16 protein-coding genes are annotated in these 15415 nt (G+C 71.0%); 4 read left to right on the forward strand and 12 right to left on the reverse strand.

The window, feature by feature from the left end:
• Window positions 1-359: 359 nt before the first annotated feature.
• The 10 genes from ABD901_RS56860 to pdxH all read right to left on the reverse strand — a co-directional run bounded on the left by ABD901_RS56860 (window position 360) and on the right by pdxH (window position 9357).
• Entirely contained in the window at window positions 360-824 is a 465-nt protein-coding gene (locus tag ABD901_RS56860; protein ID WP_345144433.1) for a DUF4442 domain-containing protein, read from the reverse strand.
• Window positions 825-861: 37 nt separating this feature from the next.
• Window positions 862-1944: a hypothetical protein gene (locus ABD901_RS56865; RefSeq protein WP_345144435.1), complete on the reverse strand. Its 1083-nt coding sequence runs from the start codon at window positions 1942-1944 to the stop codon at window positions 862-864.
• Window positions 1945-1971: 27 nt separating this feature from the next.
• The gene (locus tag ABD901_RS56870) at window positions 1972-3294 is read right to left on the reverse strand and encodes an ABC transporter ATP-binding protein (protein WP_345144437.1); all 1323 of its coding nucleotides are present in this window, start codon (window positions 3292-3294) and stop codon (window positions 1972-1974) included.
• A gap of 160 nt (window positions 3295-3454) precedes the next feature.
• Window positions 3455-4255, reverse strand: a complete 801-nt coding sequence (locus tag ABD901_RS56875; RefSeq protein ID WP_345144439.1) for a DUF4230 domain-containing protein — start codon at window positions 4253-4255, stop codon at window positions 3455-3457.
• A gap of 119 nt (window positions 4256-4374) precedes the next feature.
• Window positions 4375-5547, reverse strand: a complete 1173-nt coding sequence (locus tag ABD901_RS56880; RefSeq protein ID WP_345144441.1) for an acyl-CoA dehydrogenase family protein — start codon at window positions 5545-5547, stop codon at window positions 4375-4377.
• Between the two features lie 17 nt (window positions 5548-5564).
• A complete protein-coding gene (locus ABD901_RS56885; protein ID WP_345144463.1) occupies window positions 5565-5870 on the reverse strand; it encodes a type II toxin-antitoxin system VapB family antitoxin in 306 nt (101 codons plus the stop codon).
• A gap of 55 nt (window positions 5871-5925) precedes the next feature.
• A complete protein-coding gene (locus tag ABD901_RS56890; protein WP_345144443.1) occupies window positions 5926-6543 on the reverse strand; it encodes a nitroreductase family protein in 618 nt (205 codons plus the stop codon).
• Between the two features lie 9 nt (window positions 6544-6552).
• Complete coding sequence (locus ABD901_RS56895) at window positions 6553-7488, reverse strand: aldose 1-epimerase family protein (protein ID WP_345144445.1); 936 nt, start codon at window positions 7486-7488, stop codon at window positions 6553-6555.
• 16 nt (window positions 7489-7504) lie between these two features.
• Window positions 7505-8755, reverse strand: a complete 1251-nt coding sequence (locus tag ABD901_RS56900; RefSeq protein ID WP_345144447.1) for an MFS transporter — start codon at window positions 8753-8755, stop codon at window positions 7505-7507.
• A complete protein-coding gene (gene pdxH, locus ABD901_RS56905) occupies window positions 8752-9357 on the reverse strand; it encodes a pyridoxamine 5'-phosphate oxidase (RefSeq protein ID WP_345144448.1) in 606 nt (201 codons plus the stop codon). Before pdxH ends, ABD901_RS56900 begins: the two co-directional genes overlap by 4 nt.
• Before the next feature lie 185 nt (window positions 9358-9542).
• Between pdxH and ABD901_RS56910 the strand changes: the two genes are divergently transcribed.
• The 4 genes from ABD901_RS56910 (at window position 9543) to ABD901_RS56925 (ending at window position 14072) form a co-directional block, all read left to right on the forward strand.
• Window positions 9543-10649, forward strand: coding sequence for a citrate synthase 2 (locus ABD901_RS56910; RefSeq protein ID WP_345144451.1), 1107 nt, complete (start codon window positions 9543-9545; stop codon window positions 10647-10649).
• Between the two features lie 101 nt (window positions 10650-10750).
• Complete coding sequence (gene serC, locus ABD901_RS56915; protein WP_345144453.1) at window positions 10751-11869, forward strand: phosphoserine transaminase; 1119 nt, start codon at window positions 10751-10753, stop codon at window positions 11867-11869.
• Window positions 11870-11986: 117 nt separating this feature from the next.
• On the forward strand, window positions 11987-13072 hold the full coding sequence (sepH, locus tag ABD901_RS56920; RefSeq protein WP_345144455.1) for a septation protein SepH: 1086 nt from the start codon (window positions 11987-11989) through the stop codon (window positions 13070-13072).
• A gap of 13 nt (window positions 13073-13085) precedes the next feature.
• A complete protein-coding gene (locus ABD901_RS56925; protein WP_345144457.1) occupies window positions 13086-14072 on the forward strand; it encodes an aldo/keto reductase in 987 nt (328 codons plus the stop codon).
• Between the two features lie 31 nt (window positions 14073-14103).
• Here ABD901_RS56925 and thpR read toward each other — a convergent pair whose 3' ends face one another.
• Window positions 14104-14637, reverse strand: a complete 534-nt coding sequence (gene thpR / locus ABD901_RS56930; protein ID WP_345144459.1) for an RNA 2',3'-cyclic phosphodiesterase — start codon at window positions 14635-14637, stop codon at window positions 14104-14106.
• 31 nt (window positions 14638-14668) lie between these two features.
• Complete coding sequence (locus ABD901_RS56935; RefSeq protein ID WP_345144461.1) at window positions 14669-14944, reverse strand: hypothetical protein; 276 nt, start codon at window positions 14942-14944, stop codon at window positions 14669-14671.
• Window positions 14945-15415: the final 471 nt, after the last annotated feature.

Raw genomic sequence — 15415 nt, forward strand, 5'->3', positions numbered from 1 at the left:
AGGCGCAGGCGCGCAGGGCGCGAGGCGCAGGCGCGCAGGGCGCGAGGCGCAGGCGCGCAGGGCGCGAGGCGCAGGCGCGCAGGGCGCGAGGCGCAGGCGCGCAGGGCGCGAGGCGCAGGCGCGCAGGACCCGGGCGGGGCCCGGGATGCGCGGGGCGGGGCGCGAGGCGCACGGCGCGCGGGGGCGGAAGCAGGGGCGCTGGGAGGCGCGGGGGGCGCGAGGCAGCCGCAAGTGCGGAGGTCCGCGCGGAGGCGTAAGCACAGCCGGACGAGCGAACCACCACGGCCGCCGGCGCGCGCCCCAAACGGACGCGCGCCAGCCAGACCAAGACAACGCGCGACGAAGGAGACGCCGCGACCTCAGCGGTTCGGGCGGATCGTCCAGACGACCGTCATCGTGGTGGTCACGGCGCCATCGGCGCGGGTGATCTCGACCGTGACCGGGAACTCGGGCCGGCCGCCGCGAGTCAGCTCGTCGATGACCTCCGCGACCGGGCGGCCCAGCGTCGCGGTGGCGCGGACCGGGCCGAGGGCGAGCTTCGCGTACGCGATGTCGGCGCGCACGGCCAGAGGGGTGCCCAGAGCCAGGTGCGGGGCGAACGCGGCCATCACGACCGCGCCCGACGCCGTCTCGCCCAAGGCGAACAGGGCGCCCGCGTGCGGGCCCGCCACGTGGTTGTGCAGGCGCTCCTCGTCCGGGAGCGTGGCGACGGCCCGCACGTCGTCGCCGTCCGCGCTCACCTCGGCGATCTCGATGCCTACGGTGCGCGCGAACGGGACTGCCGACGTCAGGCCGAGCGCCATGGCCTTCGAATCAATGCTCATGACCGGTGATGTTACCGGCCAGTAGCCACGAGCGGGATCAGGTGAAGAGGTCGCCGATCGCCCGGACGATGTCGACGTAGAAGTTGCCCTCGATCTTGCGGAAGACCTGGAACGGCTCGCCCGGGGCGCCGACGAACGGGCGCAGTGTCCAGGCCAGCTGCGTGCCGACGAAGCCGAACAGCAGGATCCACACGTTGAGCAGGGTCATGCTGGCCGGGCGCTCGCCGGGGGCCAGCTGCGGCGGTGCGGGGCGCGGCACCGCGTGCATCGGCGGGATGGGCTGCGGGTAGGGCACCACCGGATACACCGTCCGGCCGTCCGGCATCAGCAGCGGCTGACCCGGCGCCAGCGGCGGGACGGGCGGCACCACGACGGTCGACACGAGGCCGTTTGCGGGCGTGGAGACCGCCACGGGCGCCGCGGACACGGGAACGGCGGACACGGGCGCAACGGCCGCCACAGCCTCAGCGGCAGGTGCGTCGGCTGCGACGAGTGCCGGCGCGGGTGACACGGGAGCGTCGGCGGACTCCTCGGGGGCCGACAGCGCGGCCAGCGCCGCCGCCTCCTCGCGCTCCTGGCGCTCCCGCTCCGCACGGCGGGCCGCCGCGATCGCCGCCGTGTGCTCGTTGAGGGACCGCATGCCGCTGGTCAGGAAGCGCAGGCCGACGAACGCGGTCATCGTGAGGATCGCGACGTTGAGAATCTTGTAGAACTCGTAGCTGAACGCGGTGATGAGGAAGAACAGGCTGATCGGGGCGAAGGCCAGCGACAGCACCGACGTGACGGTGATGGTCACCATGACCAGCGCCAGCGCCTGCTTCACCTGCAGGCGCGCGCCGAAGACGAGATTGAACAGATAAAGGGTCGGAAGGCAGATCGCCAGCGTCATGAGGAACAGCAGCGGGAGCTTGACGGCCGACAATGCCGACTGTGCAACGCTGCTGGACGCGCCAAGTACAGCTCCGTAGCAGGCCAGTGCCACCACGGAGCTGTACAGCATCTGCTTGGTCAGCTTGCCCAGATCGCGCTCTTCGCCGATCTGCCGCCAGATTCCCTCGCGATCGCGCAGGATTCGCTCGATGATGAGCAATCCCTTACCGGACTCACCGTAGGCCGCCATCGGCGCAGGTTAAGCGACGTGCGTCACTTAACGCCACCCCACGTCGATGCGTTGTCCCCTTTCGTCGAAAAAGTGCAGTGCCTCCATGCGCACAGCGACGGTCAAGGGATGACCGTGCGTGACATTCGGGTAGGGCGCGAGGCGCACGGCGAGCTCCGCGGGGCGACGGTGGTGGCGACCGGGGTCGCTCAGCACGCTCTCGCGGTTGGCCTGGCGGCGCTGGGTGCCGCCGCGGCCGTTGACGCCGGCGCCGACGAGCTCCTCCTCGCCACCGCGACCGGTGATCTTGGAGACGAACCGGCGCAGGCCGCCACCGTTGATCGGGATGTCGGTCGGCGGCTTGCCGATCTCGTCGACGATCACGGCGGTCGCCCCGATGTCGAGGAACGCCAGCGACTCGTGGCCGTGGTGCTCGAGGTACCGGATGCGGCCCCGGAGAACGTCGCCCGTGGTCGAGTCCGGCACCGGGGTCAACGCCTCCGCCCGGACCCCGATGACGATGCGCTCGCCGTGGAAGTGAGCGACCTGTCGCGAGCGGAGGTCGTTCCAGGGCAGGTGCAGCACCTGGTCGCCCATGTGCAGCGCGATGTGCCGGTCGAGGTGGACGTACACCTCGGCCTCGAGCAGGTTCATCCGCGGGCTGCCGAGGAAGGCGGCGACATAGAGCGTTGCCGGCCGCCCGTACACCTGCGTCGGCGTCCCCACGTCCTGCAGGACGCCCTTGCGAAGGATCGCGACCCGGTCGGCCATGGTGAGCGCCTCGGCCTGGTCGTGCGTGACGTAGATCGTGGTGACGCCGAGCTCGCGGACGAGGCCGGAGATCTCGGCCCGCAGCTCGGCACGCAGGCCACTGTCCAGGTTGGACAGCGGCTCGTCCATCAGGAAGAGCTTCGGGCGGCGCACGATGGCCCGCCCCATCGCGACCCGCTGGCGCTGGCCACCGGAGAGCTGCCCGGGCTTGCGCGCGAGCACGTCACCGATGCCCAGGGCGCTTGCCACCTCGGCGACCTGCTCGGCCCGCGGCTCCGGCTCGATGCCGGACAGCCGCAGGGGGAAGCCGATGTTCTCGCCGACGGTCATATGCGGATACAGCGCGAAGTCCTGGAACACCATCGCGACCCCACGCTCCCGCGGCGGGAGGTCGTTGGCCAGCTCGCCGTCCATGATGATGGCACCGGAGGTGGGGTCCTCCAGGCCGGCCACCATGCGCAGCAGCGTCGACTTGCCACAGCCGCTGGGACCGAGCAGCACCATGAACTCGCCCTGGCCAACGTCCAGGTTCACACGGTCGACGGCAACGGTGCCGTCGGCGAACACCTTCATCACATCTTTGAGCGCGACGGTAGCCACCGTCACCTCCGCCCCAGGTCAGCAATTCGCGGATCGGCCAGTTACCCCGAGTCAAATACTGTGATGAGGCGCACGCAAGTTGGTCCATCGGGTAAATGACCAGTGTTCGGCGTGTTACCGCGCAACTACTGTTATGGAACCTTGCAGTTCAGGGCGTAAATCAGCCCGCGGGGAAGTTCACCGTCACCGATGTGTACCCCAGGGCGGCCAGGAACTGCTGGAGCATCTTGCGGGTGTTGTCCTCGGCACGTTTCTGCAGGCCAGCGTCCTTGGCGGCGTCGCCGATCTTCTGCTCGGCGAGCTTGTAAACCTCCTGCAGACGGTTCGGATCCGAACTGAACGCGTCGCCGATGCGGTTGAAGACCCCGCGATCCTCTTGGTAGACGTAGCTGTGGTCGTTGTCGATGCGCACCGGCCGCAGCTGCGGAGCAGGCAGGTTGATCTCGGCCGTGCGGCGATCCTCCGACTCCTTGACCGCGCCCTGGCCGATGGCCGAGAAGTCGACGTACACCTCGACCGAACCCGCCGCCACGAACAGAATGCGCTCATTGAGCAGGAAGTCCGGAATGTACTTCCGATCCTTCTGGACGTCGACGATGACCTGGAAGTTGCCCTCGGCCGCGACGAACTGGTTGAGGTCCTGCACCGACTTGAGCAGCGCCGGCCCGCTGCGGTCCGTCTGCTCCTGCGCGAACGGGTTCTTCAGGCCCGGGAAGAGCCCGATGGTCTTGGCGCCCAGCACCAGCGCGACGACCAGGCCGATCGTGGCCACGAGCCAGAAGAGGCCGCGCATCGCGCCGCCGCCCTGCTTGACCGGCACGACAATGGGCTCGCGCTCGACGACCTTGCCCTCGATCGCCTTCGGCGGGTCGATCGGGTCTCCGATCTCCGGATCCCACTTGCCGGCACCGGACGTGACCTCCAGGTACTCGGAGGTCTTCGATTCTTCGTTGTCGCCCATGCTCGACTCCGTTGATGGAGGGATCTTCTTCCCGTCAACGTTAAGGGGCGCAGTAAAGCGTCGCGAGTCGATCTCAGCCGAGCACGGGAGGAGAGATCAGCCAAGCACGGGAGGAGAGATCATCCGAAAGCGGCGAGACCGGTGAGGGCCTGCCCGATGACCAGCTGATGGATCTCCGAGGTTCCCTCGTACGTGAGCACCGTCTCGAGGTTGGCGGCGTGGCGCATCACCGGATACTCCGCGCTGATGCCGTTGGCGCCGAGGATCGTGCGGCACTGCCGGGCGATCGCGAGCGCCTCCCGCACGTTGTTGAGCTTGCCGACGCTGACCTGCTCGGGCCGGCGCGTGCCCGCGTCGGCGAGCCGGCCGATGTGCAGCGCCAGCAGGTAGCCCTTCTGCAGCTCGACCGCGGCGTCGGCGAACTTGGCCTGCGTCAGCTGGAACCCGGCGATCGGCCGGCCGAACTGCTCCCGTGCGCCGGCGTAGTCCAGAGCCGCGTGGAGGCTGTCACGGGCGGCGCCCAGCGCGCCCCACACGATCCCGTACCGCGCCTCCGTGAGGCACGACAGGGGCGCCTTGAGGCCCCGCGCGAGGGGCAGCTGGGCCGAGGCCGGCAGGCGCACGTCGTCGAGGAAGATCTGCCCGGTGCAGGAGGCCCGCAGCGAGAGCTTGTGGTGCACTTCGCGGGTCGAGACGCCGGGGGTGTCCATCGGTACCGCAAAACCGCTGATGCCCTCGTCGGTGCGCGCCCACACGACGGCGACGTCGGCCACCGGCGCGTTGGTGATCCACATCTTGCCGCCGGAGAGCACCCAGTCGTCGCCGTCGCGGCGGGCCCGGGTGGTCATCGACGCCGGGTCGGAGCCGTGGTCGGGCTCGGTCAGCCCGAAGCAGCCGATCGCCTCGCCCGCCGCCATGCGCGGCAGCCACTCGTCCTTCTGCTCGTCGGAGCCGTACTTGTGGATCGCGAACATCGCCAGCGACCCCTGCACCGACACGAGGCTGCGCACCCCGGAGTCGCCGGCCTCCAGCTCCAGGCAGGCCAGGCCGTATGCGACGGCGCTGGCACCGGCGCAGCCGTAGCCGTGCAGGTGCATGCCGAGCAGCCCGACCTTGGCCAGCTCCCGGGCCAGCTCGCGGACCGGGACCTGGCCGCGCTCATACCACTCCGCGACGTAGGGCCGGACGTGGTCGTCGACCACGCGGCGCACCACGCCACGGATCGCCAGCTCCTCCTCGGAGTGCAGGCCGTCGGTGTCGAGCAGGTCCAAGGGGCGTGTCGGCGTCGTCACGCCCCCAGAGTAAGCGTTCAGGTTTGCAGCGTTGAGGCCTGGAACACCCGGGCATGAATGGTCGTGTGCTGCAACAGCGCCCGGCGCAGCGCGCGGTGGAGACCGTCCTCCAGGTAGAGGCCGCCCTCCCACTCCACCACGTGCGGGAACAGGTCGCCGTAGAACGTCGAGTCCTCCGCCAGCAGCTTGTCCAGCGCCAGCTCACGCTTGGTGGTGATGAGCTGGTCGAGCCGGACCTGCCGCGGCGGGATCTCGGACCACTGCTTCAGCGTCAGCCCATGCTCCGGATACGGCCGGCCGTCGCGGACCGCCTTGAAGATCATGAACGTCACCCCCCTGACCGTGCCAGGGTACCGACTGGGTGCGACAGAATCCCCGTCACGAATCGGATCGGTTACCCCATTGGCCCCGGTGCGTCACGCTCGGCGACTCCCGCCGGCCCCGCTTGAGAGACGGCGAGCGCTTGTCGACCGCCCGGTAGCCGACGGTCATGGCGCCGATCGGCGTGTAGGCCTCCGGCACGCCGAACTCGGCGCGGAAGGCCGGGATGCGATCCGGGGTGATGCCGAAGAAGCACGCGCCGAGGCCCTCGTCCACCGCGCCGAGCAGCACGAGCAGGCTCGCCATCCCGGTGTCGATGTGCCAGTAGGGCACCGGCCAGCGGGCCTCGTCGCGGTCGGTCCAGCCCTTGTCCGGCTGGGCGTAGCGGTCCAGGTAGGCGTCGCGGTGGCTCAGCGGCACGACGACGACGGGCGCGCGGGTCATGCCGTCCAGCCACCCCGAGGGCAGGTTGTCCTCGGGCGTGGTGGCGGTCCAGAAGCGCTCGACGTCGGCGCGGGTGTCGAGCAGCAGGAACTCCCAGCCCTGCGAGAAGCCCGCCGAGGGCGCGTGCACGGCGTAGCCGAGCAGCTTCTCGACGAGCTCCGCCGGCACCGGACGGTCGGGGTCGTAGTTGCGCACCATCCGCCGCCGGCGGATCACCTCGGAAAGCTCCACAGGTGCAGCCTAGATCGCGCGGATCCCCCAGGTGCCTCGCCAGCTGGAACCCGGCTCCAGGCTCACCACGTCGCGACCCGAGCGGAACGCGTCGGGCGGGCAGGTCATCGGCTCGATGGCCAGCGCCTTGCGCAGCCGGTCGGCGGGGAGGGTGTCGGAGGAGTACACCTGCCACCAGGTGAAGGACGCGTCGGCCCAGACGGTCACGCCGCGGCCGTCGGGCGCGGTGATCTCGACCCGCGAACCGCCGTCGGCGTCGGTGTCCACCTCGCCGAAGGCCGTGTCGAGCACGGTCGCGCCGAGCCGGCGGCCCTCCGTGAAGTCGTACTCGGTGCCCGCGACCCGGGCCGCGCCGATCGGCAGCAGGCGGGCGTCGACGAGCAGCCGGCTGCGGGCCGGCACGCGCAGGGTCAGCTCGTCGACCGCCACGCCGGGCACGAGCACGTACGGGTGGGTGGCGAGCCCGAACGGCGCCACCGTGTCGCCCGTGTTGGTGACGACGTGCTCGGCGCGCAGGCCGGCCTCGCTCACCGACCACGTGGTCTGCAGGCGCAGCGGCCAGGGGTACCCCGGCTGCGGCACCAGGTCGTGCGCGACGGTCACGCTGTCGGCGCGCTCGTCGACGACCTGCCAGCGGGCCCAGTTCACCAGGCCGTGGATGGCGTTGTGCCGCTCCGGCTCGGTCAGCGGCAGCTGCCGGTGCTCCCCGCCGAACCCGTACTGCCCGTCGCGGATGCGGTTGGGCCACGGCGCCAGCACCTGCCCGGCGCTGCCGACGGCGTGCTCGTGCTCGGCGAATCCGGCGACGACGTCCCGTCCGTCGGCGGTGAAGGTGCGTACGCCCCCGCCCACCTCGACGATGACGGCTTCCTGGCCGCCCGAACGGATCGTCCACTGTGTACCCGAAGGGGCGTGCGAGAGCTGCGCGGAGGCGGCGGTGTCCATGGGCGCGACAATATCGTCAGTGCGTCGGGTCGGTGTAGCGGAGGAGGACGGGAAATGTCAGCCCCAGGAGCACCGCAACCACCGCGGCCGCGATCCCGCCGCTGACCCACGAGAAGCTCGCGCTGGTCGCGTCGGCCACCGAGCCGGCCCGAAGGTCACCCAGACGTGGACCTCCGGCGACCACGGCGAAGAAGACGCCCTGCAGCCGCCCCCGCATCGCGTCCGGGGCGCTGAGGAGCACCGTCTGGCGGTACACCCCACTGATCATGTCGGCCGCGCCGGCCAGCGCCATGAAAGCTACACACGCCCACAGCCACGGCACCGCGCCCGCCGCGGCGACGGCGAGCCCCCAGCCGATCACCGCGAGCACGAGCGCGATGCCCTGCCGGTGCACGCGCCCGATCCAGCCCGACGTCAGCCCGGCGAGGACGGCGCCGATCGCGATGGAGGCGTACAACCAACCGAGCGATGCCTGCCCGAAGCGCTCGTCGGCGACGACCGGGAACAGCGCCTTGGGCATCGCCAGGACCATCGCCGCGATGTCGATGGCGAAGGTGAGCAGGATGAGCTTGTGCCCGGCCAGGAAGCGCAGCCCGTCGCGGATGTCGCGCAGGCCGGCCGTGGCGCGGGTGCCGCTCGGCGGCAGGTGGGGCAGGCGCAGCGCGGCCCACAGCACGACGGTGAACAGCGCGGCGTCGACGGCGTAGGCGGCGGAGAAGTCGAACGCGGCGATCACGATGCCGGCGCCGACCGGCCCGCCGATCGCGGCCACGTTGGACACCGTGAAGCCCAGCGTGTTGGCCGAGGCTACCTCCTCCTGGCCGACGAGGGCCGGGATGATGGCCTGCCGCACCGGGCTGTTGATGCCGAAGGCCGCCGACTGGGCCGCGATCAGCACGAGCATCAGCCAGGCGTTGTTCAGGTGCAGCACCGCCTGCACGAGTAGCCCGAGGGTGGTCAGCCACATCAGGGTCGAGCTGACCAGCAGCACCTTGCGCCGGTCGTAGGCGTCGGCGATCGCGCCGCCCCAGATCGAGAACACGATGAGCGGCACGAGGCCGACGAAGCTCGACACGCCGACCCACAGCGCGGACTTCGTCATGGCGTAGACCTGCACCGGTACCGCGACGGCCGTGAACTGCACGCCGAAGAAGGACACGGCATTACCGATGAAGATTCGCCGGTACGCCGAGTGCCGGAGCGGCCGGATGTCGATCGCGTGCCGGCGCAGCCAGGTGGTCTCTTTCTCCTCCTGAACAGCCGTCACGGCGCGAGCCGCTCGATCTTGCCTCCGGTGAAGCGCAGCCGGTCGTGCAGGCGGCTCTCCCGCCCCTGCCAGAACTCGACCTCGTCGGGCGCGACCCGGAACCCGCCCCAGTGCGGCGGCGCGTCGACCGGCCCGTCGCCGAAGCGCCGCTCGGCGGCCTCCAGCCAGCCCTCGAGGTCGGCCCGCGCCCCGATCACCGTCGACTGCGGGCTCGCCCACGCGCCGAGCTGGGCGCCGCGCGGCCGGACCGCGAAGTACTCCTCGGTCTCCTCGCGCGCCACCTTCTGCACCGCGCCGCTCACGATCACCTGACGATGGAGGTGGTACCACGGGAAAACGAGCGTCGCCCGCGGATTCGCGGACAGGTCGTGCCCCTTGCGGGACCCGTAGTTCGTGAAGAACGTGAACCCGCGCTGGTCGTAGCCCTTGAGCAGCACCGTGCGCGCGGACGGGCGGCCGTCGGCGGAGGCGGTGGCCAGCAGCATCGCGTTGGGCTCCGGAAGGCCCGCCTCGACCGCGTCGGCGAACCACGTGGCAAATTGCACAAGCCAGTTTTCGGCGACCGTTTCTTCCGTCAACTCGCCTGAGTACTCGGTCCGCATGCGCGACAAATCTTGCGGTGATGTGCTGGGTCTCACGCTCACATCCTTCCTCCGGCGATCGCATATGCGTGAAGATGTGTCATGCAGGACACATCTGAGCCACCGTTCAGTCGGCAGCCGCCACGCCCCGGGGTGAAGATGTCAGGGAGCCGAAGCCGACACCCCGATTTCAGCAGGAGTGCGTGATGTCCGATTTCAAGCCGGGACTCGAGGGCGTGATCGCCTTCGAATCCGAGATCGCGGAGCCCGACAAGGAAGGCGGCGCGCTGCGCTATCGCGGCGTCGACATCGAGGATCTCATCGGCCAGGTGTCCTTCGGCAACGTTTGGGCGCTCCTGGTCGACGGGAAGTTCGGGCCTGGCCTGCCGCCGGCCGAGCCGTTCCCGGTGCCGGTGCACTCGGGTGACATCCGAGTGGACGTGCAGTCCGCCGTCGCGATGCTGGCGCCCTACTGGGGCCTTGGCCAGCTGCTCGACATCGAGACCCCGCAGGCGCGCGAGGACCTCGCCCGGGTCAGCGTCACCGCGCTCTCCTTCGTCGCGCAGGCCGCCCGTGGCCTCGGTCTTCCCGCGGTACCGCAGAAGGAGATCGACAAGGCCGAGACCATCGTCGAGCGGTTCATGCGCCGCTGGCGGGGCGATCCCGACCCGCGCCACGTCAAGGCCGTGGACGCCTACTTCATCTCCGCCGCCGAGCACGGCATGAACGCCTCCACCTTCACCACCCGCGTGGTCGCCTCCACGGGCGCCGACGCGGCCGCCTGCATCTCCTCCGGCATCGGCGCCCTGTCCGGCCCGCTGCACGGCGGCGCGCCGTCGCGCGTCCTCGGGATGATCGAGGCCGTCGAGCGCAGTGGTGACGCCGAGGGGTACGTCAAGAGCGTCCTCGACCGCGGTGAGCGCTTGATGGGCTTCGGGCACCGGGTGTACCGCGCCGAGGACCCCCGCGCCCGCGTCCTGCGGCGCACGGCGAAGGAGCTCGGCGCGCCGCGCTTCCAGGTCGCCGAGGCGCTGGAGAAGGCCGCGCTCGAGGAGCTGCACGCCCGCCGGCCCGACCGGGTGCTGGCCACCAACGTCGAGTTCTGGTCGGCCGTGGTGCTCGACTTCGCCGAGGTGCCCGCCCACATGTTCACCTCGATGTTCACCTGCGCCCGCGTCGCGGGCTGGAGCGCGCACATCCTGGAGCAGAAGGAGCTGGGCCGGCTGGTCCGCCCGTCGGCCAAGTACGTCGGCCCGGCCCCGCGCAAGCCGCAGGACGTCGAAGGCTGGGACCGCATTCCGCACGGCGTGTGACGCTCGTCGCGTCGCGCTCGATTTTTCGCCGGGTTACGGCGGGGTAGGTGGCAGGATCCGCGAGGTACCCGCCACGCCCCGCCGCATCCCGGAGTACTCACATGGCTGAAATCCGCATCCCCGACGACATCAAGCCCGCCGACGGACGCTTCGGCTCCGGCCCGAGCAAGGTGCGGCCCGAGGGGGTGCAGGCGCTCGCGGCGGTGGCCAAGAGCTGGATGGGCACCAGCCACCGGCAGAAGCCGGTCCGCGACGAGGTCGCCCGGCTGCGCCGCGGCATCGCGGACCTGTTCAGCCTGCCCGAGGGCTACGAGGTCGTGCTCGGCAACGGCGGCAGCACCGCGTTCTGGGAGATCGCGGTCTTCGGCCTGATCCGCGACCGGGCCCAGTTCGCCAGCTTCGGCGAGTTCGGCGCCAAGTTCGCCTCGGCCGCCAAGAAGGCGCCGTTCCTCGGCGAGCCGACCGTGATCAAGGCCGAGCCCGGCACCGGCGCGTTCCTGCGCGCCGAAGAGGGCATCGACGCGTACTGCTCGCCGCACAACGAGACCTCGACCGGCGTCGCGGTGCCGGTGCAGCGCCTCGCCGGCACCGACGAGGGCGCCCTGCACCTGACCGACGCCACGTCGGGCGCCGGCGGCCTCGACGTCGACGTGAGCCAGACCGACGTGTACTACTTCGCGCCGCAGAAGGGCTTCGGCTCCGACGGCGGGCTGTGGATCGCGCTCATGTCGCCCGCCGCCATCGCGCGCGTCGCGGAGATCAAGGAGTCCGGCCGGTACATCCCGGACTTCTTCGACCTGCAGACCGCCATCGACAACTCGCGGCTCGAGCAGACGTACAACACCCCGGCGCTGGCCACGATCTTCCTCGCCGCCGAGCAGGTGGACTGGATGCTCGCCGGCGGCGGCCTGTCCTTCGCCGCCAAGCGCAGCGAGGAGTCGGCCGCCATCCTGTACGGCTGGGCCGAGCGCTCCGCGGTCGCCACGCCGTTCGTCACCGACGCGGCCGTGCGCTCCAACGTCGTCGGCACGATCGACTTCGACGCGTCGATCGACGCGACCGCGATCTCGAAGGCGCTGCGCGCGAACGGGATCGTGGACACCGAGCCGTACCGCAAGCTGGGTCGCAACCAGCTGCGCATCGCGATGTTCCCGGGCGTCGACCCCGCGGACGTCGAGGCGCTCACCGTCTGCATCGACTACGTCATCGAGCGCCTCTGATCTGGTCGGATCGGCGTTTCTGTCGGCGCGGCGCACGTAGTTCCAGCTAGGGTTGCCGTACTGTGACCAGAAGGCGCCGGCCGTTGGCGCCTGGTGCGGGTGGGACGGAGGCACGCGATGCGGCCTGTGCGATTCGTCGCCCTCTCGGAGGACGGTCAGGCGTTCGTCCTGGCCGACGAGGTTGGGCGCCTGCTTGCGCTGCCCATCGACGAACGCGTCCACAGCGCGCTGCGCCCCGACCACAGCCACCCGACCAGCACCGTCGAGACCGGTGCCTCGCAGCTCGCCCCGCGTGACATCCAGGCACGTATTCGCTCCGGCGAGTCGGCCGAGGAGGTCGCGCGGGTCGCCGGCGTGCCCGTGGACCGGGTCCTGCGCTACGCGGGCCCGGTCCTGCAGGAGCGCGCGATGCTCGCGCAGCACGCCCGGCGCACCCGGCTGAAGACCTCGGAGCGGGGCTCGTCCCTGGCCGAGGTCGTCGACACCCGCCTCGGCCAGCACGGCATCGACACCGAGAAGATCTCCTGGGACGCGTATCGGCGCGAGGACGGCACCTGGCGGATCACCGCGACCTGGCCCAGCGGCAAGGCGACCGCGCAGGCCGTCTGGGAGCTGGACAAGGCCCGCCAGCTCGTGGCGCCGCACGACGACATGGCGCAGTATCTCTGCACCGAGCGCGGCCCGGCCATCCTCGGCCAGGAGCCGCCCGCGCCCGAGCGGCAGATGCCCCTGCGCGGCGAGACCAGCCGCGGCGACCTGGGCCTGCGCACCGACGCCGTGCGCAGCGGCGGCCACGAGCCGATCCGCCCGGCCACGCCGGAGCGCCGCCCCGGCGGCCGTGGCCTCGGCCCCGACCCGATCCGGGCCGGCCGCGACGCGCTGCTCGCCTCGCTCGACCGCCCGCTCGGCGCCGGCCCGTCCGACGAGCCCGTCGTGACGCCGCCGCCGGTCAAGCACGAAAACCGGGCCCGTGGCGCGGCCGCGCTCATCGGCCGCTCGCCGTTCGACGACGACGGCGGCGAGCAGGCCAAGGAGGTCCCGGCCGTGCCGTCGCTGGCCGTGCTGCGCCCGCGGCGCAACACCGCGTCGGCGGCGGCCGCCGTCGAGCAGCCTTCGGCCACGGCCGAGAAGCCGCGCAAGCGCCTGCCCAGCTGGGACGACGTGCTCTTCGGTGGCGCTCCCGCGGCCCGGGAGACCTCGTAATAGGTTGGTGTGCATGGAGTACACCAACCTCGGCCGGACCGGCCTGCTCGTCAGCCGCCTGTGCCTGGGCACCATGAACTTCGGCCCGAAGACCACCGAGCCGGACAGCTTCGCGATCATGGACCGCGCGCTGGAGCACGGCATCAACTTCTTCGACACCGCCAACGTCTACGGCTGGAAGCTCGGCGAGGGCGTCACCGAGGGCATCCTCGGCAACTGGTTCGCGCAGGGCGGCGGCCGGCGCGAGAAGGTGGTGCTCGCGACCAAGGTCTACGGCCGCATGTCCGACTGGCCCAACGGCCAGGGCCTCTCCGCGCGCCACATCATCACCGAGTGCAACGCCTCGCTCAAGCGGTTGCAGACCGACTACATCGACCTGTACCAGATGCACCACATCTCCCGGACCACGCCGTGGGAGGAGATCTGGCAGGCGATGGAGGTCCTCGTCGCGCAGGGGAAGGTGTTGTACGTCGGGTCGTCCAACTTCGCGGGCTGGCACATCGCCGCGGCCCAGGAGTCGGCGAAGGCCCGGCACTTCCTCGGCCTGGTCGCCGAGCAGTGCATCTACAACCTCATGGCCCGCACGGTGGAGCTGGAGGTCCTGCCGGCCGCCCGGCAGTACGGCCTCGGCGTGATCCCGTGGTCCCCGCTGCACGGCGGCCTGCTCAGCGGCGCCCTGGCCAAGCTCGCCGCCGGCTCGGCCGCCCGCACCGCCGAGGGCCGCGCGGCCGACGACCTGGAGAAGAACCGCTCGTCGCTGGAGGCGTTCGAGAAGCTCGCCGCCGAGCTGGGCACCGACCCGTCCAACCTGGCGCTGGCCTGGCTGCTCGCGCAGGACGGCGTCACCGCCCCGATCATCGGCCCGCGCACGATCGAGCAGCTGGACAGCACGCTCGGCACGCTGGAGCTGACCCTCGACCAGGCGACCCTGGACCGGCTCGACGAGCTGTTCCCGCCGGTCGGCAAGGGCGGCGCCGGCCCCGAGGCCTGGGCCTGGTAGCGGTCTGCTGCACTGATTGTGGCCGTGGCGCTTACGCGAGCGCCACGGCCGCGACCGTTTCATACTCGGGCTTGGGACCGAGTTGGCTGCGCATCAGGCGGATCTCGTCGACGCGCCAGAGCGGCCCGCGGTAGGCCGCGAGCGTGTCCAGGTCCCCGCCCAGCTCCTCGCGGCTGAGCACCTCACCGGGCCGCGCGATCGTGACGTGCGGCTGCCAGGGCCGCCGGTCGTACGGCAGCCGGTGCCGCTTGAGCGCCCGCCGCACGGCCCGCCCGAACGGCTCGAGCCCGTCGCTCTCCAGCTGCGCCACCAGATGCCGGAACTGCCCCCGCCCCAAGGTCTTCCCGCCGGCGATCCGCACGGTAAAGGCCGCGGCATTCTTGATCTCGTCGAGCGCCGCAACGGCTTCGTCCGGCTGCTCGACGTCCCCGATGAACGCCACGGTCAGATGCCATCGCTCGGCCGAATGCAGCCGAACCGACCTCTCCCGCGGCCGCGCGACGGCAAGCCCGTCGACCATGCTCTTGAAGTGCTCCCGCACGTCCTGCGGCGGGTAGGCCGCCATGAACACCCTCAACGCCTGTGCGCTCTTCCCCTCAACGCTGCTGGGCCCCCGCGTTGCGCAACACGAGCCCGGCCCTCTGCAGCTCCCCTTCGACTCGCAGCCGCTCGAGCTCGAGATCCACCCCGGCCAGCTCCCCGAGGTGCTCCTCGACCCCCAGCTGCGCGCACGCGATGCCCAGCCCTTCGTCGTACGCTTCCTGCACCGCGACATACCAGACCCGCGACCGCGTGGCGACGCTCTCCCGCAGCCGGTTGAGCCGCCGCAGATCCCCTGCCACCTGCTCGATCGGCGGCCCGATGGCCCGCATCGCCCGAGCATGGGCGACTTCGTCGATCCCGCGCCCGACGCGACTGAGCTGCCACCGCCGCCCGAGCCGCGTGCGCGACCACCGCCCGCCGAGCTCGGACCCCCGCTGGCGCCGTTCCTTCCGCCGCCTCCAGGGCCCCCACCCCCGGATGGCCTCTCCGGCCCGATACATCATCTCATCGGCGGACATGAGCAGCGCACAAACCAGACAGGGCGCCACGGCAATAAGCCCAATGACGCCCGCCACCAGCAGGCCGTGCAACACGCCCACCATCTGAGACTAAGCTCACACGACAGCGACCGCTACTCTGTTTGCCAGCTCGCTGCGCTCGCCCGGGGGAGCTCGGGAGTTGCCCCCTGATCTTGGACACTTGAACCTGGGATCGTGATGGTCCTGGGAGATCAGGAGTCCTGGAACACCATGGTGAACAAGCATTACCCGCCCGAGTTCAAGGCCGATGCGGTGGCGTTG

This window comes from Dactylosporangium darangshiense (assembly GCF_039537565.1).
GTDB classification, from domain to species: Bacteria; Actinomycetota; Actinomycetes; order Mycobacteriales; family Micromonosporaceae; genus Dactylosporangium; species Dactylosporangium darangshiense.